The following is a 25355-nucleotide window of genomic DNA, read 5'->3' on the forward strand; positions in this document are numbered from 1 at the left end:
ACTCACATGGGCGAAGCCCTCTACTCCAGTTCGGCGGCCAATTCCATCCAGCGTTCCTCGGCGACGTCCTTGTCGGCGAGAACCTGCTTGAGTTCGGTGTCGAGGGCCACGAGCTTGTCCGGCGCAGTGGCAGCCTCGGCGAGTTCGGCGTGCAGTTCGGTCTCCCGCTTGGACAGGCGAATGACGAGCTTCTCGAGCTTGCTGAGTTCCTTACGGGCAGCGCGCTCCGAAGCCGCATCACGGGTTGCCTTCCGCGGCACCCCGCCGGTGGTCAACGAGTCGGGCGTCGCGTCGGCGGCGAGGACGGCCCGCCTGCGCAGGTAATCCTCGATGCCGCCGGGCAGGTTGGTGAGCTTGCCGTCACCGAACAGGGCCCACGTCGAGTCACAGATGCGCTCGATCAGGTACCGGTCGTGACTGATGACGACGAGCGTGCCCGCCCAGCCGTCCAGGATGTCCTCGAGCTGCTGCAGGGTGTCGATGTCCAGGTCGTTGGTCGGCTCGTCGAGCAACAGCACGTTCGGCTCGGCCATCAGGACTCGCGTCAACTGCAGGCGGCGGCGTTCGCCACCGGACAGGTCACCGACCGGCGTGCGCTGGCGAGCTGGGGTGAAGCCCAGCCTTTCCGCGAGCTGCCCGGCGGAAATCTCCTTGTCGCCCAACGTGATCCGCTCGGCCACCTCCTTGACCGCGTCGAGGACACGCAGCTTCTTGGGTAGGTCGTCCAATTCCTGCTTCAGCCACCCGATCTTGACGGTCTGGCCCTGGATGCGCTTGCCCGAAGCGGGCTGCAGTTCACCGGCGAGCGTACGCAGCATCGTCGTCTTACCCGAGCCGTTGACGCCGACGAGACCGACGCGCTCGCCGGGAGCCAGACGCCACGTGAAGTCCTTGACCAGCTCACGGCCGTCGGGAGTTTCCAGGCGCGCGTCCTCGAGTTCGATGACGACCTTGCCCAGACGGCGCTGTGCAAAGGAGGACAGCGCGACGGAGTCACGAGGCGGCGGTACGTCGGCAATCAATGCCTCGGCGGCCTCGATGCGGTATTTGGGCTTGGACGTTCGCGCGGGAGCACCGCGGCGCAGCCATGCGAGTTCCTTGCGGGCGAGGTTGCGACGCCGCTCCTCGGATGCGTCGGCCTGACGGGAGCGCTCTGCACGCGCGAAAACCCAATCGTTGTAGCCACCCTCGTAGGTTTCGATGCCACCCCCGACGACCTCCCACGTCTGATTGGCGACGGTGTCGAGGAACCACCGATCGTGCGTGACGACCAGTAGCGCGCTCCGACGGCTCACCAGGTGTGCGGCCAGCCACTGCACGCCCTCGACGTCGAGGTGGTTGGTGGGCTCGTCGAGCACCAACAGATCCAGATCCTGAACGAGGGCTGCTGCCAACGCGACTCGTCGGCGCTCGCCACCGGAGAGGTTGTCGATCGGCGCGTCCAGTCCGGAGCTGCCGGCCGGACCCAGATCGGCAATACCGATGCCGGTCAGGATGTTTCGTACCCGCGAATCGCCGGCCCACTCGTGCTCGGCCATCCCGAGCGGATCGAGTACCACCTGACCGACCGTCGACCCGGGCGGCAACACACCACGCTGAGTGACGACGGCCATCCGCAGTCCGTTGACGCGGCTGACGCGTCCCGAATCGGGGGGTTCGATGCCGGCGAGAACCTCGAGGGTGGTGGTCTTGCCACCGCCGTTGAGGCCGACCATGCCGATGCGTTCGCCCTCCTGCACACCGAGGGAGACGCCGTCGAGCAGAGGCTTGACGCCGAAGGACTTACTGACGTTTTCGAGATTGACGAGATTGACCATCAGGAAAAACCATTCGATTCACTAGTGACCACACGAGCACCGGGAACCGGTCCACTCGCAACACGGACGGTGCGGCACACGCCTGCACCGGACAATTCAGCGCTCACCGACACCGCCGCATCGGCGTCGGCGCACAGGAACGCACACGTGGGGCCCGAGCCGGACACGATGCCCGCCAACGCACCCGCAGTGACACCCGCTCTCAGTGTGCGACGCAACTGCGGCATCAGCGAGACCGCAGCGGCCTGCAGATCGTTGCCCAACAGCGGGGCGAGGGCCCGCGCATCACCCGACGCGAGGGCATGCATCAGATCCTCGGTTCCGCCGAGCCTGGGCGGATCGCCCTTGGCCCGCAACTGATCGAGCTCGCCGTACACGGCAGGGGTCTGCAGACCACCCTTCGCCAACGCCAGAACCCAATGAAAGTTGTTACGCGAGAGCACCGGAAGCAACTTCTCACCGCGGCCGGTGCCGACGGCAGTACCGCCGTGCAACGAGAACGGCACATCGCTACCGAGCTCGGCCGCCACCTCGTCGAGCTCGTCACGTGAGAGCTCCAGATGCCACATCGCGTTGAGCGCAACCAACGTCGCGGCAGCATCCGCACTACCGCCCGCCATGCCACCGGCCACCGGAATGCCCTTGTCGATGGTGATCTCCACCGACGGCTCGCGCCCGACCCGACGGCCCAACAGCTCGGCGGCCTTCCAGACCAGGTTCCGCGAATCCGTCGGAACGACCTTCGCGTCGTCGCCGCGCACCCGAACCGACAACGCCTTCGCCGGAACGACCGACAACTCGTCGGAGAGAGACAGCGCCTGGAACACCGTCGTCAACTCGTGAAAGCCGTCGGGACGCAGGTCACCGACCGAAAGATGCAGATTCACCTTCGACGGGGCCCGAACGACAACGGGCGTGGGAACGACAGACAGCACGTTTAACCACAGTAGTGGAGAAACATGGGCCGGGTTCACCATCAGACGGCCCACCTGGGGGTACTCAATGTCACGTTCGGTGGACTTTTCGGGGGTCAATGTCACGTTGAGTGGACTTCGGTGGCGGCAAGAGAGCGCAAAGAGGACCGAAGGTGTCCGCATTCGGTGGCATTGTGTGGATATGAAGGAAACCTCGGCCCGGCTGTTGCGGCTGTTGTCGCTTCTGCAGACCCGGCGCGATTGGGCGGGTGCAGAGCTGGCGGAACGGCTCGACGTGACGCCTCGCACGCTGCGGCGCGATGTCGACAAGTTGCGCGATATCGGTTATCCGGTCAATGCGACGCCGGGTGTCGGCGGCGGCTATCAGTTGGGGCCGGGTGCCGAGATGCCCCCGCTATTGCTCGACGACGACGAGGCGTTGGCGGTGGCGTTCGGTTTGCAGTCGGCGGCCGGTGGGTCGGTGGCAGGGATCGGCGAGGCGTCGTTGCGTGCGTTGACGAAGCTGCGGCAGGTGATGCCGTCGCGCATCCGGCATCGGCTCGATGCCCTCCGTATCGACGTGGTGGAGCACACCCCGCGGTCTGCGGTGGATGCGGCGGTGTTGTCGACGGTGGCTGCGGTGTGTCACGGTCACGAGCGACTGCGATTCGACTACCGCAAGCACGACGGTTCCGAGTCTCGGCGCGAGGTGGAGCCCTACAGCTTGGTTCGGGCGGGAGCGCGGTGGTATCTGCTGGGTTGGGATGTGCTGCGCCAGGATTGGCGATCGTATCGAGTGGATCGCCTGATTCCGAAGATCCCGACGGGTCCTCGGTTCACCCCGCGAGAGTTGCCTGCAGGCGGGGCGGCGGCGTTCGTCTCGAAGGGAATCGACCGCGCGTTCACCCAGGTTCGGGCGCGCATTCGCTTGCATGCGCCGATCGAGACGATCGCCCCGATGGTCGACGAGCACTGGGGCACTCTCGAATCCATCGACGACACCTCGTGTGCGGTGGTGCTCTCGGGAGACTCACTGCCGTCGATCGCCCGCTGGCTCGCGGCCTTCGACACCGACTTCACCGTGCTCGACCCGCCGGAGCTGAAAGAGGAATGCCGCGTGGTCGCCGCGCGTCACGCGGCCCTCGAACGGAGATACCTCGCCGCGGTTCACCCTCCGGTAACCGACGCGTGAGTCAATGGGTCCATGACGACCCCACTCGGTTTCGACCCGACCTTCCTGGCCGACATCGACGTTCCGCTGCCGGGTCGAGCAGGCCTGGTGGTTCTTCCGTACACGCATTTCTCGGTGTCCATGGATCCTGCCCGACGCCTCGCCGCGGTCACCGGCGTGAACATCGACGGCTCGAGCCTGAAAGACGTGGAGCGAGGCGATGATTGGCGTCTGGACGAGCGGCTCCCGGCAGCGCAGCAGGCGGGGAACGAGTTGTACTCGAACAACGACCTCGACCGTGGGCATCTCGTTCGCCGACGAGATCCGGTGTGGGACGAGCTGTCGGTCGCGACGCGCGCCAATGCGGATACCTTCCACTACACGGTGTGCGCTCCGCAGACGGCCACTCTGAACCAATCGAAAACTCTGTGGCTGGGGCTCGAGGATTACGTACTGGGCCATGCCGAGCAGTACGGGCAACGACTCTCGGTGTTCAGTGGCTGCATCTTCGCCGACGACGATCCGATCTACCGAGGCATTGCCATACCGCGTCGCTTCTTCAAGATTGCCGCGTGGTCCCAGGGTTCGGCACCGGCGTGCACCGGATACGTGCTCGATCAGTCGCCGTCACTCGACCCGATTCTCGACAAGCCGCTTCGGGTCGAGACCGATCCCCCACCGCTCGGCCCGTACCGCACGTATCAGGTTCCGGTAGCAGACATCGCGTCGGCGACCGGCTTGGAGCTGGGAAGTCTCACCGAGGCCGACCGGTACGCACCTGTCGCAGCGGCACGCGCCGAGGCGTCGAAGTGGACCGAACTGACGCGACTGTCGGACATTCACCTGTAAGGACGAGACGTCAGGCCTCGGTAGCCGCCAGGCGAACGAACGCTGCCGCGTCGATCGTTTCGCCGCGGGCAGTGGGATCGATTCCGGCCTCGCGAAGTCTGCGCTCCGCGGCGACGGGTGAACCGGCCCACCCCGCGAGGGCGGCCCGTAAAGTCTTGCGGCGCTGGGCGAATGCGGCGTCGATGACGGCGAATACCGACTTCCGGTGCACGGTATCGATCGGCCACGGCGGCTCGGCGTATCGATCGATGCGCACCAGCCCCGATTCCACTTTGGGAACCGGCCAGAACACCGAACGGCCTACTGCCCCGGCCCGTTTGACGTCACCGAAGAATCGGGCCTTGACGCTGGGAATGCCGTAGATCTTGCTTCCCGGTACCGCGGCGAGGCGATCGGCAACCTCGGCCTGGACCATCACCACGGCCACCCGCAGGCTGGGTAGCTCCGAGAACAGGTGAATGAGCACAGGCACCGCGACGTTGTACGGCAGGTTCGCCACCAATGCCGTCGGGTGTCCCGGAATGTCCTCGGCCCGTACGCGCAACGCGTCGGCTTCGATGACCGTCAACCGTTCGGCAAGGCTGGGGGCGCGGTCGGCCACAGTGATGGGCAAGCGGGTCGCGAGCTTGGGGTCGATCTCGACCGCGACAACGGCGTCGGCCACATCGAGCAGAGCGAGAGTCAACGATCCGAGGCCGGGACCGACTTCGAGGACGGTGTCCTGAGGTCCGACACCGGCGGAGGCGACGATGCGTCGCACGGTGTTGGCGTCGTGCACGAAGTTCTGGCCGAGTTGTTTGGTGGGACGCACGTCGAGCTCGGCAGCGAGAGAGCGGACTTCGGCAGGACCGAGCAGAGCCGCAGCTCCCCTCACATGTTCGGACACGGCGGGAACTCTACGGGAACTAGCGGTAACCCAGACGCGAGGTGCATGCCGGCCATGCGCCCCAGCCCTGCGACTTCTGCGTCACCGATGCGATGGCGATCTGTTCTTCGCGGGTGGCGAGGTCGGCGCGCGGTGCGTATTTCAGGCCGCCCTGGCGTTCCCAGGTGTTCTGGTCGAATTGCACGCCGCCATAGAAACCGTTGCCGGTGTTGATGGCCCAGTTGCCGGTTGCCTCGCATTGAGCAAGCGCGTCCCAGATCGCACCGTTCTCCACGGGTGGGACCTCGGTGCCGGGCTTGGCTCCGACTCGAACGGTCTTCGGCTGCGCCGGCACCTTGACCACTTCGTCGATCTTCTCGCGCCCGGCCTCGACCCCGTTGACCATGTTGATCTTCCAGGTGATGTCGGAGACGCCGGGAGCGCCAGGGTTCTCGACGACGGTCTTGCTCATGTTCATCGTCGGATCTTCGATGCGCTGTTCCGGGGCATCGGTGTCGGTGGTCTCGGTCTTGGTGACGGTCCGGTCGCGCGTGACGACGATCTCGGCACCGTCGGTGACGGCGGCATCCGGATCCGGCGACACGGTGTCGGCCTCTTCCAATGGCTTGCCCGCTGCTTCGAGGAATTCGCGCACGGTCGGAGCGGCGAGCGTCACCGGCGTTGCCGGACTGCCTCCGTCGACCAGCGAGACCTGCTTGGGCAGGGCCACGTCCAGTTCGGTGCCGTCGAGGGGCAACCGCTCGGAGCGAGACGCCGACACGTGGACGTCCTCGGCGAGGCCCGTCTGCTGCAGAGCTTCCTCGACCGTCAACGCAGTGGTCCAGATCTCCTCCGGCTTGCCGTCGACGTTCAGCGTGATCTCGCGAGCGCGGCGCAGCACGACGGTGTCGCCGTCACTCAGCCCGGAGTCGGGCGCGGGAACGACCAGATCCTTGTCCGACGGCGTGTAGCCGGCATCGACGAGAGCGCTGTTGACGTCGGTCTTCATCGTGCTCAGCGAAATCATGTCGCCGTCGACGTCGATGGTCACGGTTTTGTGACGGCTCACCGCCATCACGCCCCCGGCGACCAGCGTCATCAACAGGGCCGCGATGACCAGGTAGAGCGTGGTCGAACGAGCGGAGTTGAGACGTCTGATAGTCGACAAGTTTCGTATTCCTGGCGGTTGCAAGCGTGACTTCGGGGTCGAAACGCCCGAGTTCGGTCACGGTACGGTAACGAATTAGTACCTCCGCCGCAACCCAAGGAGCTACAGCCCGTACACCCGCTCGGCATTCGCCGTGGCATGCGCCGCCAGTTCGGCCGGGTCCTGGCCACGAACCTCGGCCAGCGCCCGGGCGGTGTACGGCAGGCAGTACGGCTCGTTGGGTGCACCGCGAAACGGATGCGGAGTGAGAAACGGAGCATCCGTTTCCACCAGCACCAACTCGTCGGGCACCAACACTGCGGCCTCACGCAGCGCATGCGCGTTCTTGAAACTGACCGTCCCCGAGAAGCTGAGAACGTAACCGGCGTCGGCGCAGGCCTTGGCGGTCTCGGGCCCGCCGGAGAAGCAGTGGAAGATCACCGTCTCCGGAGCGCCCTCGGCGACCAGGACCGCGAGCAGATCCTCGTCGGCCTCGCGGTTGTGAATCATCAGCGGCTTCCCGAGGCGCTTGGCGAGATCGATGTGCCAGCGAAATCCCTCGTGCTGCTCCGGGACCGTCGCACAGTCGTCGAGCTTGCCGGGCCAGTAGTAGTCCAGACCCGTTTCGCCGATGGCGACGACGCGGGGATCGGCCGCGAGTCGTTCGATCTCGGCCTTCGCTGCGTCGTCGAGCGCATTCGCGCGGGTGGGATGGATCGCGACCGCCGCCCACACCCGTGGATCCCAGGATGCAGCGTCGACGGCGAAGCGCGCAGCGTCGAGGTCGTCGGCGATCGTGACCACCCGGGTGACCCCCACCGACTCGGCGCGATCGACGATCGCGGCCACGCTCGCGGCATCGGTCGCTCCGCAGGCATCGAGGTGGGTGTGGGCGTCGACGAGGGTGCCGACGGCATCGGGCAGCGGTGGCGCGGGACGTTCTCTACTCACGCTGGATAGAGTAGGCGCACCATGACTGCGCCAGCTGATGCCTCACGGCCACCCTTCTACGTCACCACGGCAATCGCGTACCCCAACGGAGCACCTCACATCGGGCACGCGTACGAATACATCGCCACCGACACGATCGCGCGCTTCAAGCGCCTCGATGGCTACGACGTGCGTTTTCTGACGGGAACCGACGAGCACGGCCTCAAGATGCAGCAGACCGCGCAGAACGAGGGCATCGACGTCCGCGAGCTCGCGGCGCGCAATTCCGACGCCTTCCAGGCGGCGCACGATCTGCTGCAGAGCTCGTACGGCCGCTTCATCCGCACCACCGATGCCGACCACCATGCCGCCAGCCAGGAACTGTGGCGACGGATGGAGGCGAACGGCGACATCTACCTCGACTCCTACTCCGGCTGGTACTCGGTCCGCGACGAGGCGTTCTACACCGAGGCCGAGACCACCCTGACCGAGGACGGGTCCCGCGTCGCGACCGAGACGAACACGCCCGTCGAATGGACCGAGGAGTCGTCGTACTTCTTCCGGCTCTCGCAGTACCAGGACAAACTGCTCGAGATGTACGACGCGTCGCCCGATTTCATCGCGCCGAACACGCGCCGCAACGAGATCGTGAACTTCGTCAAGGGCGGTCTGCGCGACCTGTCGATCTCCCGAACCACATTCGACTGGGGTGTGCCGGTACCCGGCGATCCCGCGCACGTCATGTACGTGTGGGTCGACGCGTTGACCAACTACCTGACCGGTGCGGGTTTCCCTGAGACCGACTCGGAGGCGTATCGGAAGTTCTGGCCCGCCGATCTGCACGTCATCGGCAAGGACATCACGAGGTTCCACACCGTCTACTGGCCGGCGTTCCTGATGTCCGCAGGCATCGAGCTACCCAAGCGGGTGTTCGTGCACGGGTTCTTGAATGTCAAGGGCGAGAAGATGTCCAAGTCTCTGGGCAACGTGCTGACCCCCGACTCGTTGGTGGAGAACTACGGCCTCGATCCGGTGCGCTTCTTCTTCCTCCGCGAGGTCTCGTTCGGGCAGGACGGCAGCTACAGCCACGAGGCGATCGTCGCCCGCGTCAATGCCGACCTGTCCAACGAACTGGGCAACCTCGCGCAGCGTTCGCTGACGATGGTGGCGAAGAACCTCGAAGGACAGCTTCCGACACCGGGTAACTTCACCGCCGAGGACGAGGCGATGCTGGCCCGCGCGGACGCGCTGCTGGAGATCTGCCGCCGCGAATTCGATGTGCAGGCAATCCATTCCGCGCTCGAAGCGATCTGGTCGGTACTCGGCGAGACCAACCGCTACTTCTCGCTGCAGCAGCCATGGGTGCTGCGCAAGACCGACCCCGATCGCATGGCCACCGTGCTGTACGTGACGATCGAGGTGTTGCGCATCGTGAGCATCCTGGCCCAGCCCGTCATGCCCGATTCCGCGTCGCGCATTCTCGACCTGCTCGGGGCGTCGAACCGCGAATTCGCCGACATCGCAACACGTTCGGTTCCCGGCACCGCTCTCCCGGCCCCGACGCCGGTGTTCCCCAAGTACGAGGAGAAGTAAGCCCATGTGAGTGGAACTTCGTAGCCCACTACGAGGTTCCACTCACGTGGGGCTACGCCGCCTTTTCGAGCTCCTCCAACGTGTTCTCCAGATGCGTGAGCATCCGCTGCAGGTGCGGCACACTGCGTCGGCACCCGATGAGCCCGAAGTTCAACGAATCGCCGTTGCTGGCGACGGTGATGTTGAGCGCTTGCCCGTCGCACACGATGGACGCCGGGTAGATGCCGTCGAGTTTCGCGCCGTTCCAGTAGAGGTCTTCCTTGGAACCCGGCACGTTGGAGATGATCACGTTGAACGGCGGCGGGGTGTAGTCGACGAATCCCGGCACCGGCCCGAACAACAACGGGGCCATGGTGATTGCACCGACGGCAAGCGCTTCGAGGGTGTTGAGCTCCCCCATCATCTGCTTACCCCGAACAGTGGACTCCTTGATGCGTTCGAGGCGAAGCAGTGGATCGGATTCGTCGGTCCCCAGGTTGCACAGAATGGTCGTCACGGAGTTACCGGCGTCCTTGCTGTCACCCTCCTTGCGCAGCGAGACCGGCACCATGGCAATCAGTGGCTCCTCGGGGAGCGCGTTCTGATCGATGAGGTAGGCACGCAACGCACCGGCGCACATCGCGAGCACCATGTCGTTCAGCGTTGCATCGAGGGCGGTACCGACCTTACGAATTCGCTCGATCGACCAGCTCTCCGCCGCGAAGCGTCGAGCGCCGCCGATGGGCACGTTGAACATCGTCCGCGGTGCCCGCAGCGGTAGCTGTGCGCCTTCTTTCTTCAACGCGCGCAACCCTATTCGCGCGGAGGCAGGGGCGAAGTCCACCAGGTCGCCGGCAATCTTGCGTCCCATGGACAGGCCGCTGCCCAGTTGCGCCAGCCGCCCGGGCTCGGCCTTGTCGACCTTCTTTCTGCCGCGACCGAACAACGACGGGTCCCAGGTCGCCACTCCGCTGCGATCCTCGGGGTCCGTCGAGAGTGTGCGCTGCATGAGCTTCAGCGCGCTGACGCCGTCGACCAGCGAGTGATGCACCTTGGTGTACAACGCAACTCGGCCGTCGGCCAGACCCTCGATGATGTGCAGTTCCCACATCGGCCGGTAGCGATCGAGCGGGGCACTGTGATTGAGCGAGAGAAACTGGAACAGCTCGCGGATGCGTCCCGGCGAGGGCAAGACAGCGCGCCTGACGTGGTACTCGAAGTCGACGTCCTGATCGAAAGCCCACGCGAGAGTTCCCATGATCTGCACCGGGCGGGCCGGCCGCTTGCGGAACAGCTCGTGCACTTCACCAGTGGTGAACTTGCGATGCACTTCCTGTGCGAACTCGTGCGGATCGCCGGGCGGTACGAACAACTCCAGTCCGCCCACGTGCATCGGGTGCTCCCGCGATTCGGCGATCAGAAACATCGATTCGGTGATGGGCATGAGTGCCATGAGCTGTCCTTTTTCCATTTGTTTTATGTCACGGTACGGCACCGAATGTGACTCAGAACACGACCTTACGTGCGCTCACGAAATCCCACCCGCTATTGTCCGTTACCAGGGGTTCCAAACAGAACGGGGATCCGACGCACGGCGCACACGCGCCCTGCAACAGCCAACGGGGATGGAGGCGACGGCTATGAATCCGGCGCTCACCGTAGTGAAAACGTCCGACGCGGCAGCCACTGCGCGCCGCCGCGATATCCGCGGAGCAAGCCTGCAGTCGCAGATCCTGTCCAAATACCTGCAGTTCACCGTGCGCCCGTTCCTGACGGTGTGGGCGCAGGCACCGTCACTGCCGTGGCCGATGGGTTTGGTCGATTACGCGGGTCTGCTCGTCCCCCAGATCAGCGGCACCACCCGCAGTCGCGTCATGCTCTCCGAATGCGAGGCCGAATGGATTCGGGCCGAAGGCAGTGGAAACGACCGTGTCGTCCTGTACATGCACGGCGGCGCGTTCGTGTGCTGCGGACTGAGAACGCACCGGCGGATGACCTCGCGGGTCTCCAAGAGCGTCGACGGCCCGGTGCTGTCGGTGAACTACCGCATGATGCCGCGCAACCCGATCGCACACGCCGTCGAGGACGGGGTCGACGCCTACCGCTTCCTCCTCGATTCCGGCTATCGCCCGGACCAGATCATCATGGGCGGGGATTCGGCGGGCGGATATCTCGCTTTCATGGTCACCTTGGCTCTGCGTACCGTCGGCCTTCAGGCACCTGCCGGCATCTTCACGATGTCGCCGCTGACCGACATGGATCCCACCGGCAAGCTGACTCACGAGAACGCCAAGAAGTGTTCGGTGTTTCCGTCCAACGCCGTTCCCGCACTGACCGCCCTCGCCGATCGGGTCGACGCACGGATCGTCATCGAAGGTGAACGCGGCCCTCGGGTCTCACCGGTCGACGGTGATCTCGCCGGCCTGCCGCCGGTGCTGATCCAGGTCGGATCGACCGAAATGGTCTATGCCGACGCCGAACTCATGGCGGAGCGCCTCGCCGTCGCCGGCGTCGACTGCGAACTACAGGTCTTCGAGGATCAGGTGCACGTGTTCCAGGCCGCCGATTTCGTTCCCGAAGCGCGTCGCGCACTACGCGCCATCGGCGAGTTCGCCCGTAACGTCAGCCCCCGTACAGAAAGCTGAGATACCTTCTCCCCATGGCAGTCACAGTGAACAAGTCCGTCGACATCGAGGCGGACGCAGCGACAATTCTCGACGTCCTCGCCGATGTCGAAGGCATCCCCTCGTGGTCTCCCGTGCACAAGAAGTGCGAGGTGGTCGACCGCTTCGACGACGGTCGGCCGAACCACGTCAAGATGAAGGTCTCGATCATCGGTATCAACGACGAGCAATTGGTCCAGTACACCTGGAGCGAGAACGAGGTGTCGTGGAGCTTGGTGGAGAGCACCCAGCAGAAGGCCCAGGAAGGCCGATACACGTTGACGCCCAAGGGTAACGGGACGCACGTCGAATTCGAGCTGACCGTCGACCCGAAGGCTCCCCTGCCTGGCTTCCTTGTCAAGAAGGGCACCAAGACCATCCTCGAAGCAGCGACCGAAGGGCTACGCCAGCACGTGGTGGGCTGAGCGTCACTGATCCTTGCGGGCGGCGAGAACGGCCTCGTACACCTCGCGCTTGGACACGCCTGCGACGGCCACCTGAGCGCAGGCGTCCTTCAATCGCATGCCCGACGCCACGAGCGATTCCACCTCGGCCACGAGATCCTCGGGCTCCTCGGCGACGGCGACCGCTCCTTCGAGTACGACGGTGATCTCACCGCGGACTCCGTCACGTGCCCAGTCGAGCAGCTCCCCCAGTCCGCCACGGCGGACCTCCTCGTAGGTCTTGGTGAGCTCTCGGCACACCGCAGCGCGGCGGTCTGGGCCGAGAACGTGCACCGCGTCCTCGAGACATGCGACGAGCCGATGCGGGGCCTCGAAGAAGACGATGGCACGCGGTTCGGCGAGCACCGACTGGAAATACGTGCGCCGCTGTCCCTGCTTGCGCGGGGCGAATCCGTCGAAGCAGAAGCGCTCCACCGGCAGCCCCGACAGTGCGAGGGCGGTCGTGACGGCCGACGGTCCGGGCAGGCAGGTCACCGGCAGGTCGGCGTCGACGCAGGCCGCGACCAACCGGTAGCCCGGATCGCTCACCGACGGCATGCCCGCGTCGGTCACCAGCAGTACGGTCTTTCCCTCGGCGACGGCCTCGACCAGTGCGGGTAGCCGCGCCGTTTCGACCTGGTCGTAGAAACTGACGACCCTGCCCCCGATCGTCACGCCGAGGGAGGACGCCAGTTGTTTGGTGCGTCGGGTGTCTTCGGCGGCCACGACATCGGCACTACCGAGGGCATCACGCAGGCGCTGCGAGGCATCTCCGACGTCGCCCATCGGGGTGGCAGCAAGAATGAGCATGTCTCCAGTGTCTCCCATGCGGTGCAGCGGCCTGCCGCCCACTCCGGAACACCGCCTACGATCGGTACGTGACCTTGCTGACCTCTGAGCGCTCCGGCGACCGGTCGATGGTCAGTCCCGGGCCCACTGTTGCCGCGCGCGACTGGTTCCACGACACCGATGTACGACGCGGCTGGATCGTCACCCTCGTCGTCACCGCCATCTGTGCGATCACCCGCTTCACGATGTTGCGGTACCCCACCGACGCCGGAACGCCGGTGTTCGACGAGAAGCACTACGCACCGCAGGGTTATCAGGTGCTCACCGGCGGCGGGCTCGAGGACAATCCGGCCTACGGACTGGTGGTGCACCCGCCTGTCGGCAAGCAGCTGATCGCCGTCGGCGAGGCGTTGTTCGGCTACAACGGTTGGGGATGGCGTTTTTCGTCCGCAGTCGCCGGAACGCTGTTGGTACTGCTGGTGATTCGCATCGTCCGACGCCTCACCCACTCGACGCTCATCGGTGCGATCGCAGGCATTCTGCTCATCGTCGACGGCGTCACGTTCGTCAGCAGCCGCATCGGCATGCTGGACATCTTTCTGGCCCTGTTCGTCACCGCTGCTCTGGGTTGCCTGGTCGTCGACCGCGACGACGTGCGAAAGCGACTGTGGACGGTCCGAGCCGAGGGCCGCATGGACGTCAGCGATCTCGGCCCTCGAATGGGTGTGCGGTGGTGGCGTTTCGGGGCCGGCATCATGCTGGGTCTCGCATGTGGCACCAAGTGGTCGGGTCTGTATTTCATCGCGTTCTTCGGCTTGCTGAGCGTGGCGTTCGACCTGGCTGCTCGTCGCTCGTACGGGGTTCGCCGACCGTGGCGCGGAACTGCGGTGCGCGACATCGGACCCGCGCTGTACGCGCTGGTGATCGTTCCGATCGCCGTGTACCTGATGACGTACTGGGCGTGGTTCACCTCCGAGACCGGTGTCGACCGGCACGAGGTGGGCAACGGAATCGGATTCGGCGGACCGTTCTCCTTCGTCCCCGGCGCCCTGCGGTCGCTCTGGTACTACAGCGGCAGTGTGCTCGATTTCCATGAGGGACTGACCAATTCGGCAGGCAATCGGCACCCGTGGGAATCCAAGCCGTGGACGTGGCCGATGGGCCTACGCCCCATGCTGTACTACTTCGCCGACGGCGAGAGCGTGTCGGGTTGCTCGGCGTCGTCGTGCGTGAAGGCGATCATGCTGATCGGCACGCCCGCGATGTGGTGGTTGGCCTTGCCGATGCTCGCCTGGACGCTGTGGTCCGTTCTCGTACGACGAGATTGGCGCTACGCCACGGTTCTCGTCGGTTACGGTGCCGCACTGTTGCCCTGGTTCGCGACCCTCGACCGGCAGATGTACTACTTCTATGCGGTGGCGCTCGCGCCGTTCATGGTGATGGGCTTCGCGCTGGTACTGGGCGACATAATCGGAAAAGCGAGCGCCTCGGCCGAGAGACGCGGCACCGGACTGCTTCTGGTGTGCCTGTACATCGCGGTGGTGATCGCCAACTTCGTGTGGCTGTGGCCGATCCTCACCGCGATGCCGATCACCCCGCAGATGTGGCAGGAACAATTGTGGTTACCGAGTTGGCGCTGAGCGCCCCACTCGGCTCGCTACCGACTACTGCAGAATTGCGGTCTTGCCCTTGGTGATTCCGTCGATGCTGATGCGACCGGCACCGAACGCCGCGAGCATGAGCGCGCCGACGCCGAGAGCGACGACGAGCTCGTAGCCGTTGTCGGTGGCGAACACCCCGTTCTCGAAGTGGACGAGGAATGCAGCTCCCAACATGTCGGCGAACAGCAGCAGACCGGCGATCGGAGTGAAGATGCCGAGAACCAATGCGCCGCCGCCGATGAGCTCGACGAACGTTGCGAAGTAGGCAGACGCCGTGGGTACCGGAATGTTCATCGCCTCGAAGCTGGCAGCGGTGCCGTCGAGGCCGAAGGTATTGAGCTTCTGCCACCCGTGGGCGATGAAGACGACTCCCAGGCCGATACGAGCTACGAGGGCGACGGCGTCACGGACGAGCGTTGAGTTCATTGATAGGCATCCTTCTGGCGCGGCTGAATGGGCAGCACCACCCTGACAGAAGGAGGTTGAAGCGTCAACTTACCGGCCGCCTGCCCCTTTCAGAGCAGCTTCGAGGAACGTTCGCGCCTGGTCGTCGTCGAGACCGATAGATCTGACGGCCCGGACGAATTCCGTTGCGGCCCTGGCTGCAATATCTCGTGACGGGTCGCCGCCGGACGCGACGAACGATCCGGACCTACCCCGCGTCTCGATGATTCCCTGCTGTTCGAGCTCCCGGTAGGTCTTCGCCACCGTGTTCGGCGCGATCTTCAGCTCTTCGGCAAGCCCACGTACCGTGGGGATCTTCGTTCCGGCGATGAGATCCCCGGACCGCACCAATCCCAGAATCTGCATCCGCAATTGCTCGAACACCGGGGTCGTGTTCGACGGATCGATGCTTACGCGCACGATCGCCTCATCGAACCGCGTCGACAGCGTCGGCGATGGACGTCGATCCGGATGTGAGCATCAGCGTTTTGCCGATGGCACTGCCGGTGTCGATCAGACGGGCGACGACCGCTGCCACGTCGGCACGGGTCACCTCGCCCGGGTCGAGTGGAGGCTCGGTGAGCGAAACCGAGTCCGTCGCATCCTCGTCGGTCAGCTTGCCGGGGCGAAGAACGGTCCAGTCCAAGCCCGCGCGGGACGAAACATCTTCTTCCGCAGCAGTTTTGGACCGGATGTATGCTTTCCATCCCTCGTCGAGGTCGTCCGCGACCGGCTCACCGGCCCCGAAGGAACTGATCAGCACGTAGCGGCGAACGCCGGCCTTCTCGGCGGCATCGGCCAACAACACCGCACCGGCCCGGTCGACGGTGTCCTTGCGCTCGGGACCGCTGTTGGGACCTGCACCGGCCGCAAACACCACTGCGTCGGCACCGGAGAGAACGTCGGCCAACTCGTCGACGGACGCAGACTCCAGATCGATGACCTGCGGCAGCGCACCGAGGGCCGTGACGGCATCGACGTGATCGCTGTTGCGAATGAGCGACACAGCGCGGTCACCGTGCGCCGTGAGAACCTGCGTGAGATGTTGGGCGATCTGGCCGTGCCCACCTGCAATGACAATGCGCTTGTCGGTCATGCGACTACTCCCGTTCCTGACGTGATCTGTCGCGTTGGCTACCCGCGTGACAGGATTGCAAACATGACCCGGGCCGCAACCATCTATCACAACCCACGCTGCAACACCTCCCGCACCGTTCTGAAGACGATCGAGGATGCGGGCATCGTCCCCCAGGTCGTCAAGTACCTCGAGACGCCGCCGACCGAAGACGAACTCCGCACGCTGCTCGCCGACGCGGGACTCGCACCACGTCAGGCTGTTCGAACCCGAGAGAGCATCTACAAAGAACTCGAACTGGCGGAGGCCGACGACGAGACCTTGATCGCGGCGATGGCGGCGCACCCCATTCTGATCGAACGCCCGATCGTGGTCACCGACAAGGGAACCGTGTTGGCTCGCCCCGCCGACAAGGTCCTCGCCGTCCTGTAGAAACGCCTGTCCGTCAAAGCCTTTCGCGAGACACCGGGCACGACATACACCGGGGGCCACCCCGGCCCGAGCCCAACTCGGACCCGGAGATTCGCAACACCTCGATGCCCGACGCCTCGAGCCGGGCATTGGTCTCGACATTGCGTTCGTAGGCGACGACCACCCCCGGGGAGATCGCGAGAGTGTTGTTGCCGTCGTCCCATTGCTCGCGTTCGGCGGTCACATGATCGAGTCCGGTGTCGATCAACCGGAGTTTGCCGATCCCCATCGCATCGGCGGCGGCTTCGAGGAACGGGTCGGCGCCGCGAATACTGACACCCGCATCCTCACGGTGAATCGTGAACGCGGACAACGTGTCCTGAATCGCCGGATACATCACGACCGCGTCGGTGTCGACCATTGTGCAGACGGTATCGAGGTGCATCGACGCCCGCTCCTGCGCGATCGGTACCACCAGCACGCTGTGCGCCAGATCGTCCTCGAACAGACTGCGCGCCAACGCTTCTGCACCTGCAGGGGTGGTGCGCTCCCCCACGCCCACCGCTACCACGCCGGGAGCGAGCAGCAACACGTCCCCGCCTTCGACCGGAGCGGTACGGGATTCGTACGCACGTCGCACGCCCTTGAACATGGGATGGAACGCGTAGATCAGATCGGTCAGCGACGTTTCCCGCACTCGCGCAGGCAGGGCCAGGGAGGTGATCGCCACTCGGTTGTCGATCCAGAACGACGAGTCACGGGTGAACAGCAGATTGGGTAGCGGATCGATGACGAAGTCGCCTCCGTGATGCATGCGGCGAACCAGCGAGGCACCACTGGGCTCGGATTCGCCGGACTCGGCTTCGAGCAACTCGTCGAACGTCATGCCCGCCATCAGGATCTGGGCCAGATCGGCTGCCGGGATACCGCGGAGATACTGGGCGAGATCCTCGGCGAGCGCCCGTCCCAGCCGCCGGGCGTCGACGGCAGCCGAGATGCCCTGCATCCGAGCAGCACCACTGACCGTCATCGCTTCGGTGAGGAGTTCGCCGAGCAGCAGCACCGTCACGCCGCGGCTGCGGAGCAGTTCTGCGAACGCATCGTGCTCGTCCTGTGCCCGGTCCACCCACGGCAACCCGTCGAACAGCAGCTGGTCGTTGTTTCTCGGAGTCAGGCGCCGCAGCTCATCACCCGGGCGGTGCAGCATCACCGTGCGGAGCACACCTACCTCGGAATTGGCTCCCAACGGGCCCGCAGCGGAGTCGACACTCATGAACGAACGGTAAACCCATTCGTCATCCAGCGCTGGCATCCGGACCTGAAGTAAGGTCGAGGTCGTGCCGATGCCCGAGTGGAACGTCCGTGAACTGACCCCCGGCCAGCTGTCCGAGCGCAGCGGCGTCGCCGTGTCCGCGTTGCATTTCTACGAGACGCAGGGCCTGATCAGCAGCCGACGAACATCGGGCAACCAGCGCAGGTTTCACCGTGAGACTTTGCGCAGAGTGGCGTTCATTCGCATCTCGCAAAAGGTGGGAATTCCTCTCGCGACCATCCGTCAGGCGTTGAGCGAACTTCCGGACGAGCGAACGCCCACCCGCGAGGACTGGGCCAGGCTGTCGACGCGATGGCACCGCGAACTGGACTCACGAATCGAGCAGCTGATTCGCCTACGGGACGATTTGACCGGGTGCATCGGCTGCGGCTGTCTGTCGTTGGCCGGCTGCGCTCTGGCCAACCCGCACGACCGACTCTCCTACTCCGGCCCCGGTGCTCGCACACTCGATGTCGACTTGGACGCCCCGTCGGTGCGACGCGGGTCGAGCAGCTTGGAGAACTGATCGTTCGCTCGTTGCAGTACGAACTCGTACGGTGGCGCGAACTTTCGCGAGATCCAGTAACCGAAGCGAATGTCGTTGGAGGAGTAAACGAGGTACTTGCGTTTGGCGATGCCGGTGAGGATCGCATCGGCCACGACCGACGGTTCGACAGCACGCTTCTCGAACCGGTGCTGCAGTTTCTGCACACGAGGATCGTCTCGATCGATGCCGGCGATCTGCAGTGTCTGCACCAGGCCGGTCTTGACACCACCGGGCACGACGAGGCTCACGCCGATTCCGTGACGTTTCAGGTCGTATCGAAGAACTTCGGACACGCCACGAAGGCCGTACTTGCTGGCGCTGTAGGCAGCGTGCCAGGGCAGAGGAATCAATCCCGCCGCAGACGAGACGTTGACCAGATGCCCACCGCGGCCCGCCTCGATCATCGGCGGGAGGAATTTCTCGATGACATGAATGGGACCCATGAGGTTGACATCGACCATGGACTTCCAATGCCGATGCTCCAGATTCTCGACGGTGCCCCACGCCGAAATGCCCGCGACGTTCATGACGACGTCGAGGCTGCCGAACTCGGTGTGAATATCGTCCGCGAAGGCGGTGACCGCGTCGAAATCGGAGACGTCGAAGGGCAAGGAGTGACTGACCGTGCCGCCCGCTCGACCGACCAGGTCCACGGTCTCGGCAAGCCCGGAGGCGTTGATGTCGGTAAGGAACAGTTCAGCTCCCACCGCTGCAGCCGCGATGGCCGTCGCCCGGCCGATTCCGCTGCCCGCTCCCGTGATCAACGTCTTCTTGCCGCGCAGATCGTATGTAGCCATCGAAGCTTGTTCCCCCACCGGTTGCCACGTGTCAGGTCGATTCCGACCCTACGCGGTGACGACCGACAGGGCCGTCACAATCTCTGCGACATCTCGTCTCGGTAATCGGCGACGGTGTTCTCGATACGCGTCGCCTCGTCGTCGGCACCTCGTTTCCGCGCATCGTCCGCGCGGTGCTGCAGAGTGCCGATCGCTTTCCGGAGCTCGTTGTCCGACATTCTGTGTTCCATGTCACACAGTGTGCGCCTCGCATCGGCGCGCAGCAAGCACCCCGGGCGACGAGAACGTCAGACGGTGACCGAGCTCGAATCGATGTTCTCGCGCACGAAGCTCGAGAGGCTGCGAGCTGCGAATTCTCGGAAGTAGGCCAGCTTGTCGGCAGGCACCAACGACGGCAGCACGGTGTTCCACACCTTCTCCATACGAGACGGCGCTTCCTCCAGACGCGACTGCGCCTCGGACACCATCAGAACCCCGGCCAGCATTTCGCACACCAGCAGTGCCGCGTTGCCTGCGTCCAGGTGGTCGGCGACGTCGCCGTGCTCGATGGCCCGCTCGAAAAGATGCTCGAAGATGTTGCCCCAGGTGCCGAACACGCTTCCGCGAGCGGTGTCGGACCCGTCGATCTCCATCTGCAACCGGTACATCACACGAACGAGCGGATCCGACGCTGCCAGTTCGAGAACCGAGTACGAGATTCCGATGACGGACTCGAGGGCTGGGCTGCGGCTGTCCACCAGCCCCGCGCAGGCCGTGGACACGCGCTCGTGACCTTCGTCGACGATGGCGCGAGCGAGTTCTTCCTTGGACGCGAAATGGAAGTACAGCGCGCCCTTGGTCACGCCGGACTGCGCCGACACCTGACTCAGCGTGGCATTGGCATGCCCGACGTCGAGGAAGAGATCTGCTGCAGCGCGCAGCGCCGCCGCGCGAGTGGCTTCGGCCCTGAGTTGTCTCACCATATTGCTACACCCCTGCTCAGTCGATCGTGCGATGACATCGACACCTTGTGGTCCGCGCTGGCTCCCGGGTGCTGAACCCACGAACTCGAATTCACGTTCCCATTGCGGGCTTGTCAGCGCTTGCCAATAGTAACCGGTTCGTCGGCGATTTTGTGATTCGAAAGTGACAAATACATGAAGAAGACCTCGTTTACAAAACGATCGAAACGAAAAGTTCCACTTCTCCAGCATTCGTAACGACTTCTACTTCCTCGGCGTAAGCACGGAATAGCGTCCCGGATCGAACGCACTCGTCGACTTGCGCCCAGACGTCTTCGATCGGATCCGCGAGACCACCACTGGGCACGAACACGGCAAACACACCAGTCGGTATGGATACGAACACATCTCCCACAGCGACGTCACTCGGCGAGTCCAGCGGGACACCGACGAGTGCATTGACAGTGCCGTGCGCGTCGGGGACATACACGGTGGTCACCTGCGTGGCGTCGATGTTCTTCTCGCGCACACGATCTCGGAGGAATCCCATCCATTCGCTGCAACTGGCCTCGGCACCGGGCTCCACCCGCGGTGCCACCAACCCACCGAACAATTCGGCACTGCGCGCGGTGATCCGAAAGCTCATCACGAACCGCCGGGCTGCGTGATGGCCAAATACAGGTCGACTTTGTAGGCGTGCGGGTAGCACTCGTAATCACCGGTGAACGATCGCACTATCTCCCCGTTCTCCTCGGCGTGATCGATCTGATTCCACAATCGAGTGAGAACGTCGGGAAAATAACCCACCGCGGAGAATCGGGCATATTTTGCAGACAGCACTTTTGCGATCAAATGCCCACGCGTCACCTGCCCGAGCGACGAGCACTGGTAACCGACTATCTGTGTATTGTACGATCCGATTCCAGGGGCGAAGTCCGTGTAGATCGACGCAAGCGGTCCGGCAGTCTCCTGATTGAGCACTGCGGACCACGCCTGGTTGAGGGCAGGATCGTTCAACCGCCCGAGTGCTCGTTTGGGACTGCGAACGGGGAGACCGGCGACCCACGTTTCGGGGAGGTCGACGATCTCGAACGACATTCACACTCCGTATGGAAGTTGCAGGGGCAGATCCAGCGCTCGGATCGTCGGTTCACGATATAACCCGTCAATCTACCGGGCCGACCGGTACGCAGATGATCGTTTGTTCAACAGGATGTGTCACTGGGTGTTGTCCCCGCGCATTGTGACCGACGAAGCGACGTCACCGACCGATTGCGTCGAGCACCAATTCCGCCATCGCAGCGCTGCCCAGCGGGGTCGGATGCAAGAACGGTGTCGGACCGAACGTCATCGAGCCCGTGAACCAGCGCTCTGCAATCGGTGCGCATGCGTCGTGGCCGACGGCCGGCCCCGCCACATCGACGAACGTCGCCCCATGCCTGACGGCACTGTCTCGAAGCACGGAATCGAACCGGACGAAGAAATCCTGCACGAACGCCGCGTCGGCACCGTGCAGATTCGAGTCCGGGAAACAGCCCTGATGGTCGAAGTAACCACCGTGACCCACCAGCACGACGACGGCGTGTGGTGAACGCTGCGTAATCGCGTCGAGTACGCCGTCCAACACCGGCCCCAGCTGCCCCAGCCTCCGGTCTATCTCCTGGAGGACCACGGGGTTGTTTCGGCACCGAGGATCTTCCTGCGGCACAGGTTGCAGGCACGGCCCGATCAACTGCGCCCAATTCAGGCCGTTGCCGCCTATCGAGAGGGTCACCAGCGTCGTATGAGGCCGCAGCGCATCGATCTGAACCGGGACACGATGAGGCAGTGGCGTGTACGTGCTCTGCGGCGTGGACACGACGTGTGCGCTCGTCGCCCCACTGCACGCCACGCTGGCGAAGGACACAGGGTGCAGTGCGCTCGCGATCATGGCCGGATACGCCGCGTCGGATCGTCCACAACCGTCTCCGCCGGCATAGGACAACCACGCGGGCCCGGCAGCCCTGGAGTCGCCCAGAGCGACGTAGTGGACGGGGTTGTCGACGACGACGTCCGCCGACGCAGTCCCGACGAGCTGTCCCGTCAGCAGAGACACGGCAAGACCGACGACGAACGTCCGAACATCGAAGCGCACGACACGCCCCCGCCTGCTACACGGCCGCCCGACCGGCCCACCCCGACTCGACTCTCGGATGCCCGCGGGTCGAAGAACTACGAGACAGTAACACCGCGTCGGTGACGACGCGGTCCTGTATCGGAACCGTGGGCCCGGTTCCGGGAGGTCAGCAGATACAGCGAGTCGATCGGGACGACCGATCGGACAATTGTCGCGGACCGCTCGAATCGGCCGTGAATTTACTCGGCCGACGCCGTAGTGACATATTCGCCATCGCGCACAGGTGACAAATACTGTTCCGATGTCACGCCCTCGTTCGAATGCGAAACCGGCAGAATTCGCGACTCGCATCCGGACAATATTCGAGTCAACGGCCAATGCACGGTATGCAGAATCATGTCGGCGATCAACAGTCGACGTAGCGCCTTGTTCGCCAAATCATGGTGGACCCACGTTCGGTAAGAACTCAGCACATAATGACGATATTCGAGGGGCGGAGTCAGCAGCCGGCGACCCGACACCTCGACGCACATCGTTTTGATCAGCGCGATCTGGAGACCGACGCGGTACAGGCACAGCGAGAGATCGATATCCTCGTGCAGGTCGGTACGCAGACTCACGCGGTCGCGGGCGGCTTCCCAAGCGGAGCGGCGAATGGCGAAGTTGTTGCCCGAGGCCGCCGAGACCCGCAACTCATCGGGTTTGCGCTTGGTGGAGTAGTCCACGTACGTGCCGTACGGTGCAGCCCACGGGGAGTCGTACAGGTAGATCGGCCCGGTCACCGCCGCGTAGTCCAGTCTGCGGTCGAAGAAATCCAGAATCGACTCGGCCCAATCCGGAGCTACCCGAGTGTCCGCATCGATACGTCCGATGATGGATCCTTCGGCCCGATCGAAACCGGCGTTGCGCGCATGAACGACGCCTCGCTTCGACTCCCGGACCAGAACTATCTCCGGAAACCGGCGGCTGTAGCTCGCTACCACGCCGGCGGTATCGTCGGTGGAATTGTTGTCCACCACGATTATTTCGTGAATGTGTTCACGTTGCGCCAATAAAGCATCCAGGCATCCACCCAAATGCGCCTGTTCGTCGAATGCGGGCACAACAACGGAAAGAGTGTTCACAACGCCAACCCCTGACACCTTTTTGGCAATGCGTAGCTCGGCAATTTACAAAGCAAATACAAAGGGTGCCGAGCCTCTGACGCAGATGATGCTACATCATCAATTCGACGAAATAAGTCGTCCAATTTCGGATCGATAATAGTCTTTTGTCGATATCGGCAAGTGCTTTATCGATCGGTCGTCAGAGTATTGCTCTCGAAATCAGGCGTCGCGCCCGCTATGGCTCGCGCGTCGGGTAGATCGTTCAACTCCCGGCGACGAACGGCTGGGCTGCCGACGTACACCGCGTCCGGTTCGCAATCCTTGGTCACCAACGAGTTCGCCCCGATGATGCATCCCTCACCGATGCGGACCCCGGGCATGATCACCACACCGGACCCGATCCACGTGCCTCGCCCGATGGTGACCGACTCGCCCCTCAGCAAGCCTGCCCGTCGCCACGACGGTCCGACGTCATGGGTACTGGTGATGATCCGAACGTGGTCCGCCAGGAACACATCGTCACCGATCACGATGTCGGCAACAGTGTCGAAGTGGCACCCGAAATTCACGAAGACCCCGGTGCCCATCCGTACCGACCCGCGACCCTGGATCATCGCGCCGCCGTATATCAAGCACGGCCCGTCCGTCCGGACTCCCGCCGGCCGCAGCAAGGTCGCCCGCAGTACCGCCGGAACGAACGGCAGGTTCGCCACCGACACGAGGGTTGCCTGACGCATTTGAAAGAGGGCCCACTTGACGTTCGATGAGTCGCTCGCCCAAGTTGGGATCAGGGAGCGCAGGTTCACGCGGCCTCTCGCATCCGTTCGTCGGAGAGCGCACGGTCGTCGACGGGCAGTGCGCGCGAGGGCACCGCCGAGAACATTCTCGAGATGGGCCAGCGCAGCGTGTGCAGGAGCCAATCGATCGCAACGATCCGGGCCAGCTTGGCCGACGCGAGCCCGTGCTCCTTGTAGGAGCGGTAGCCCGCGATCGCGTAGTTCACGTACTTCACCGGAGATGTAGCCGATCGCCGGCCGGATACCGCAGCCTTCATACGGCCGTTCAGAGCAAGCGGCAACTTCTTGCCGACCAACGACAAGCACAGATCGATGTCCTCGTGCACGCAGGTCTTGTCGCTGACCACATTCCGAACCTGGTGCCAGGCAGATGCGCGGATCGCGAAATTGTTGCCCGATACCGCCAAGGCGCTGCGCACCGACGGGTCACGCTGCTCCGCTCGTGCATGTTGCCACGCCAGAGGCCGGGCCCACGGCGACTCGTACAAGTAGGTTCGCCCGCCCGCTGCCGCAACCGTGGAGTGCTCTCCGAAGAATTCGATGATGGAGCGGGCCCACCCGGGCCGGACGCGCGTATCGGCGTCTATGCGGCCGATGATGGACGACTGCACGAGATCGAAGCCTGTGTTCCGGGCATGCACGACGCCCCGATTCGGCTCGTGCACCAACTGGACCTTGTCATCGACTTCGCACAGGGTCTCGACCAGATCGAGCGTCCCGTCGGTCGAGCCGTTATCCACCACGACGATACGGTCTATGTAGTTTCCCTGATCGAGCAGCAAATTCAAGCATTCGCCGATGTGGTCGACCTCGTCGAGCACCGGAATTACCACACTGAGAGTGTTCATTTCGATCCCCTGATTGAATTCGACACCTACCGAACGCGCAGGCACGCGTATAAAGATACGACATCAGCCACGCGAACACTAAAGTCAGCCGAAGAAGTAGCCCCAGCTCAGAGCGTCGAAAACGGCAGCGTGACTCGTCC

At 64.1% G+C, this 25355-nt stretch carries 28 protein-coding genes; 8 read left to right on the forward strand and 20 right to left on the reverse strand.

The genetic code is table 11. The features are described from left to right. Positions 1-20: 20 nt before the first annotated feature. Together J1M81_RS15665 and J1M81_RS15670 are read right to left on the reverse strand one after the other, a co-directional pair. Complete coding sequence (locus J1M81_RS15665) at positions 21-1817, reverse strand: ABC-F family ATP-binding cassette domain-containing protein (RefSeq protein ID WP_032401069.1); 1797 nt, start codon at positions 1815-1817, stop codon at positions 21-23. Beyond that, positions 1817-2752, reverse strand: coding sequence for a 4-(cytidine 5'-diphospho)-2-C-methyl-D-erythritol kinase (locus tag J1M81_RS15670; RefSeq protein ID WP_032371216.1), 936 nt, complete (start codon positions 2750-2752; stop codon positions 1817-1819). Before J1M81_RS15670 ends, J1M81_RS15665 begins: the two co-directional genes overlap by 1 nt. A gap of 181 nt (positions 2753-2933) precedes the next feature. Here J1M81_RS15670 and J1M81_RS15675 point away from each other — a divergent pair, with 181 nt between their 5' ends. Continuing rightward, complete coding sequence (locus tag J1M81_RS15675) at positions 2934-3923, forward strand: YafY family protein (RefSeq protein ID WP_206498311.1); 990 nt, start codon at positions 2934-2936, stop codon at positions 3921-3923. 12 nt (positions 3924-3935) lie between these two features. Further along, on the forward strand, positions 3936-4751 hold the full coding sequence (locus J1M81_RS15680) for a DNA/RNA non-specific endonuclease (protein ID WP_206498312.1): 816 nt from the start codon (positions 3936-3938) through the stop codon (positions 4749-4751). A 10-nt stretch (positions 4752-4761) separates the two neighbouring features. On the opposite strand, the gene rsmA is transcribed toward J1M81_RS15680, so the two are convergent. The 3 genes from rsmA to J1M81_RS15695 all read right to left on the reverse strand — a co-directional run bounded on the left by rsmA (position 4762) and on the right by J1M81_RS15695 (position 7714). Then, positions 4762-5637: a 16S rRNA (adenine(1518)-N(6)/adenine(1519)-N(6))-dimethyltransferase RsmA gene (gene rsmA / locus J1M81_RS15685; protein ID WP_206498313.1), complete on the reverse strand. Its 876-nt coding sequence runs from the start codon at positions 5635-5637 to the stop codon at positions 4762-4764. Between the two features lie 19 nt (positions 5638-5656). Next, a complete protein-coding gene (locus tag J1M81_RS15690) occupies positions 5657-6784 on the reverse strand; it encodes a resuscitation-promoting factor (protein ID WP_027496073.1) in 1128 nt (375 codons plus the stop codon). Between the two features lie 102 nt (positions 6785-6886). Beyond that, entirely contained in the window at positions 6887-7714 is an 828-nt protein-coding gene (locus J1M81_RS15695; RefSeq protein WP_206498314.1) for a TatD family hydrolase, read from the reverse strand. 21 nt (positions 7715-7735) lie between these two features. Here J1M81_RS15695 and metG point away from each other — a divergent pair, with 21 nt between their 5' ends. Next, complete coding sequence (gene metG, locus J1M81_RS15700) at positions 7736-9286, forward strand: methionine--tRNA ligase (RefSeq protein WP_206498315.1); 1551 nt, start codon at positions 7736-7738, stop codon at positions 9284-9286. A gap of 52 nt (positions 9287-9338) precedes the next feature. Here metG and J1M81_RS15705 read toward each other — a convergent pair whose 3' ends face one another. Continuing rightward, positions 9339-10718, reverse strand: a complete 1380-nt coding sequence (locus J1M81_RS15705; protein ID WP_027496070.1) for a wax ester/triacylglycerol synthase family O-acyltransferase — start codon at positions 10716-10718, stop codon at positions 9339-9341. 187 nt (positions 10719-10905) lie between these two features. On the opposite strand from J1M81_RS15705, the gene J1M81_RS15710 reads away from it, so the two are divergent. Then, on the forward strand, positions 10906-11910 hold the full coding sequence (locus J1M81_RS15710) for an alpha/beta hydrolase (RefSeq protein ID WP_206498316.1): 1005 nt from the start codon (positions 10906-10908) through the stop codon (positions 11908-11910). A 14-nt stretch (positions 11911-11924) separates the two neighbouring features. Further along, positions 11925-12353, forward strand: coding sequence for an SRPBCC family protein (locus tag J1M81_RS15715; protein ID WP_027496068.1), 429 nt, complete (start codon positions 11925-11927; stop codon positions 12351-12353). A gap of 3 nt (positions 12354-12356) precedes the next feature. Here J1M81_RS15715 and rsmI read toward each other — a convergent pair whose 3' ends face one another. Continuing rightward, a complete protein-coding gene (gene rsmI / locus J1M81_RS15720; RefSeq protein WP_027496067.1) occupies positions 12357-13181 on the reverse strand; it encodes a 16S rRNA (cytidine(1402)-2'-O)-methyltransferase in 825 nt (274 codons plus the stop codon). A gap of 107 nt (positions 13182-13288) precedes the next feature. Between rsmI and J1M81_RS15725 the strand changes: the two genes are divergently transcribed. After that, a complete protein-coding gene (locus tag J1M81_RS15725; protein WP_027496066.1) occupies positions 13289-14800 on the forward strand; it encodes a dolichyl-phosphate-mannose--protein mannosyltransferase in 1512 nt (503 codons plus the stop codon). A gap of 24 nt (positions 14801-14824) precedes the next feature. Here the strand turns inward: J1M81_RS15725 and J1M81_RS15730 are convergent, their stop codons facing one another. The 3 genes from J1M81_RS15730 to J1M81_RS15740 form a co-directional block, all read right to left on the reverse strand. Further along, positions 14825-15247, reverse strand: coding sequence for a DoxX family protein (locus tag J1M81_RS15730; RefSeq protein WP_032399659.1), 423 nt, complete (start codon positions 15245-15247; stop codon positions 14825-14827). A gap of 69 nt (positions 15248-15316) precedes the next feature. Beyond that, on the reverse strand, positions 15317-15685 hold the full coding sequence (locus tag J1M81_RS15735; RefSeq protein ID WP_027496064.1) for a GntR family transcriptional regulator: 369 nt from the start codon (positions 15683-15685) through the stop codon (positions 15317-15319). A 7-nt stretch (positions 15686-15692) separates the two neighbouring features. Beyond that, positions 15693-16361: an SDR family oxidoreductase gene (locus tag J1M81_RS15740; protein WP_206498317.1), complete on the reverse strand. Its 669-nt coding sequence runs from the start codon at positions 16359-16361 to the stop codon at positions 15693-15695. Between the two features lie 63 nt (positions 16362-16424). Between J1M81_RS15740 and arsC the strand changes: the two genes are divergently transcribed. Further along, on the forward strand, positions 16425-16772 hold the full coding sequence (arsC, locus tag J1M81_RS15745) for an arsenate reductase (glutaredoxin) (RefSeq protein WP_032399657.1): 348 nt from the start codon (positions 16425-16427) through the stop codon (positions 16770-16772). Between the two features lie 13 nt (positions 16773-16785). On the opposite strand, the gene J1M81_RS15750 is transcribed toward arsC, so the two are convergent. Next, positions 16786-18024 (reverse strand): arginine deiminase, encoded by a 1239-nt coding sequence (locus J1M81_RS15750; RefSeq protein WP_032399665.1) that lies wholly within the window; start codon positions 18022-18024, stop codon positions 16786-16788. A 64-nt stretch (positions 18025-18088) separates the two neighbouring features. Here J1M81_RS15750 and soxR point away from each other — a divergent pair, with 64 nt between their 5' ends. Continuing rightward, positions 18089-18589, forward strand: coding sequence for a redox-sensitive transcriptional activator SoxR (gene soxR, locus J1M81_RS15755; RefSeq protein ID WP_080736397.1), 501 nt, complete (start codon positions 18089-18091; stop codon positions 18587-18589). Here the strand turns inward: soxR and J1M81_RS15760 are convergent. The 9 genes from J1M81_RS15760 to J1M81_RS15800 form a co-directional block, all read right to left on the reverse strand. Continuing rightward, the gene (locus J1M81_RS15760) at positions 18505-19407 is read right to left on the reverse strand and encodes an SDR family oxidoreductase (RefSeq protein ID WP_206498318.1); all 903 of its coding nucleotides are present in this window, start codon (positions 19405-19407) and stop codon (positions 18505-18507) included. The genes soxR and J1M81_RS15760 overlap by 85 nt on opposite strands. Before the next feature lie 74 nt (positions 19408-19481). After that, complete coding sequence (locus J1M81_RS15765) at positions 19482-19637, reverse strand: hypothetical protein (protein WP_167329154.1); 156 nt, start codon at positions 19635-19637, stop codon at positions 19482-19484. A gap of 57 nt (positions 19638-19694) precedes the next feature. Beyond that, on the reverse strand, positions 19695-20369 hold the full coding sequence (locus J1M81_RS15770; protein ID WP_206498319.1) for a ScbR family autoregulator-binding transcription factor: 675 nt from the start codon (positions 20367-20369) through the stop codon (positions 19695-19697). 190 nt (positions 20370-20559) lie between these two features. After that, complete coding sequence (locus tag J1M81_RS15775; protein ID WP_230595142.1) at positions 20560-20877, reverse strand: GyrI-like domain-containing protein; 318 nt, start codon at positions 20875-20877, stop codon at positions 20560-20562. Positions 20878-20993: 116 nt separating this feature from the next. After that, entirely contained in the window at positions 20994-21446 is a 453-nt protein-coding gene (locus J1M81_RS15780) for an effector binding domain-containing protein (protein WP_032373036.1), read from the reverse strand. Positions 21447-21609: 163 nt separating this feature from the next. After that, entirely contained in the window at positions 21610-22482 is an 873-nt protein-coding gene (locus tag J1M81_RS15785) for an SGNH/GDSL hydrolase family protein (protein WP_052062882.1), read from the reverse strand. A 221-nt stretch (positions 22483-22703) separates the two neighbouring features. Next, entirely contained in the window at positions 22704-23588 is an 885-nt protein-coding gene (locus tag J1M81_RS15790) for a glycosyltransferase family A protein (RefSeq protein WP_206498320.1), read from the reverse strand. A 167-nt stretch (positions 23589-23755) separates the two neighbouring features. After that, complete coding sequence (locus tag J1M81_RS15795) at positions 23756-24283, reverse strand: DapH/DapD/GlmU-related protein (RefSeq protein WP_230595143.1); 528 nt, start codon at positions 24281-24283, stop codon at positions 23756-23758. 89 nt (positions 24284-24372) lie between these two features. Next, positions 24373-25215 (reverse strand): glycosyltransferase family 2 protein, encoded by an 843-nt coding sequence (locus tag J1M81_RS15800; protein WP_052718706.1) that lies wholly within the window; start codon positions 25213-25215, stop codon positions 24373-24375. Between the last annotated feature and the right edge of the window lie 140 nt (positions 25216-25355).

The organism is Rhodococcus sp. KRD175 (assembly GCF_017168275.1).
In the GTDB taxonomy this organism is placed as follows: Bacteria; Actinomycetota; Actinomycetes; order Mycobacteriales; family Mycobacteriaceae; genus Rhodococcoides; species Rhodococcoides fascians.

Excerpts from the sequence above, each read along its gene's own strand:
- J1M81_RS15715 (WP_027496068.1), top strand. The coding sequence starts at position 11,925 with ATGGCAGTCACAGTGAACAAGTCCGTCGACATCGAGGCGGACGCAGCG.
- metG (WP_206498315.1), top strand. The coding sequence starts at position 7,736 with ATGACTGCGCCAGCTGATGCCTCACGGCCACCCTTCTACGTCACCACG.
- J1M81_RS15750 (WP_032399665.1), bottom strand. The coding sequence starts at position 18,024 with ATGAGTGTCGACTCCGCTGCGGGCCCGTTGGGAGCCAATTCCGAGGTA.
- J1M81_RS15730 (WP_032399659.1), bottom strand. The coding sequence starts at position 15,247 with ATGAACTCAACGCTCGTCCGTGACGCCGTCGCCCTCGTAGCTCGTATC.
- J1M81_RS15710 (WP_206498316.1), top strand. The coding sequence starts at position 10,906 with ATGAATCCGGCGCTCACCGTAGTGAAAACGTCCGACGCGGCAGCCACT.
- J1M81_RS15725 (WP_027496066.1), top strand. The coding sequence starts at position 13,289 with ATGGTCAGTCCCGGGCCCACTGTTGCCGCGCGCGACTGGTTCCACGAC.
- J1M81_RS15665 (WP_032401069.1), bottom strand. The coding sequence starts at position 1,817 with ATGGTCAATCTCGTCAATCTCGAAAACGTCAGTAAGTCCTTCGGCGTC.
- J1M81_RS15680 (WP_206498312.1), top strand. The coding sequence starts at position 3,936 with ATGACGACCCCACTCGGTTTCGACCCGACCTTCCTGGCCGACATCGAC.
- J1M81_RS15765 (WP_167329154.1), bottom strand. The coding sequence starts at position 19,637 with ATGGAACACAGAATGTCGGACAACGAGCTCCGGAAAGCGATCGGCACT.
- rsmI (WP_027496067.1), bottom strand. The coding sequence starts at position 13,181 with ATGCTCATTCTTGCTGCCACCCCGATGGGCGACGTCGGAGATGCCTCG.
- J1M81_RS15760 (WP_206498318.1), bottom strand. The coding sequence starts at position 19,407 with ATGGCTACATACGATCTGCGCGGCAAGAAGACGTTGATCACGGGAGCG.
- J1M81_RS15675 (WP_206498311.1), top strand. The coding sequence starts at position 2,934 with ATGAAGGAAACCTCGGCCCGGCTGTTGCGGCTGTTGTCGCTTCTGCAG.
- J1M81_RS15780 (WP_032373036.1), bottom strand. The coding sequence starts at position 21,446 with ATGTCGTTCGAGATCGTCGACCTCCCCGAAACGTGGGTCGCCGGTCTC.
- arsC (WP_032399657.1), top strand. The coding sequence starts at position 16,425 with ATGACCCGGGCCGCAACCATCTATCACAACCCACGCTGCAACACCTCC.
- J1M81_RS15705 (WP_027496070.1), bottom strand. The coding sequence starts at position 10,718 with ATGGCACTCATGCCCATCACCGAATCGATGTTTCTGATCGCCGAATCG.
- J1M81_RS15740 (WP_206498317.1), bottom strand. The coding sequence starts at position 16,361 with ATGACCGACAAGCGCATTGTCATTGCAGGTGGGCACGGCCAGATCGCC.
- J1M81_RS15800 (WP_052718706.1), bottom strand. The coding sequence starts at position 25,215 with ATGAACACTCTCAGTGTGGTAATTCCGGTGCTCGACGAGGTCGACCAC.
- J1M81_RS15770 (WP_206498319.1), bottom strand. The coding sequence starts at position 20,369 with ATGGTGAGACAACTCAGGGCCGAAGCCACTCGCGCGGCGGCGCTGCGC.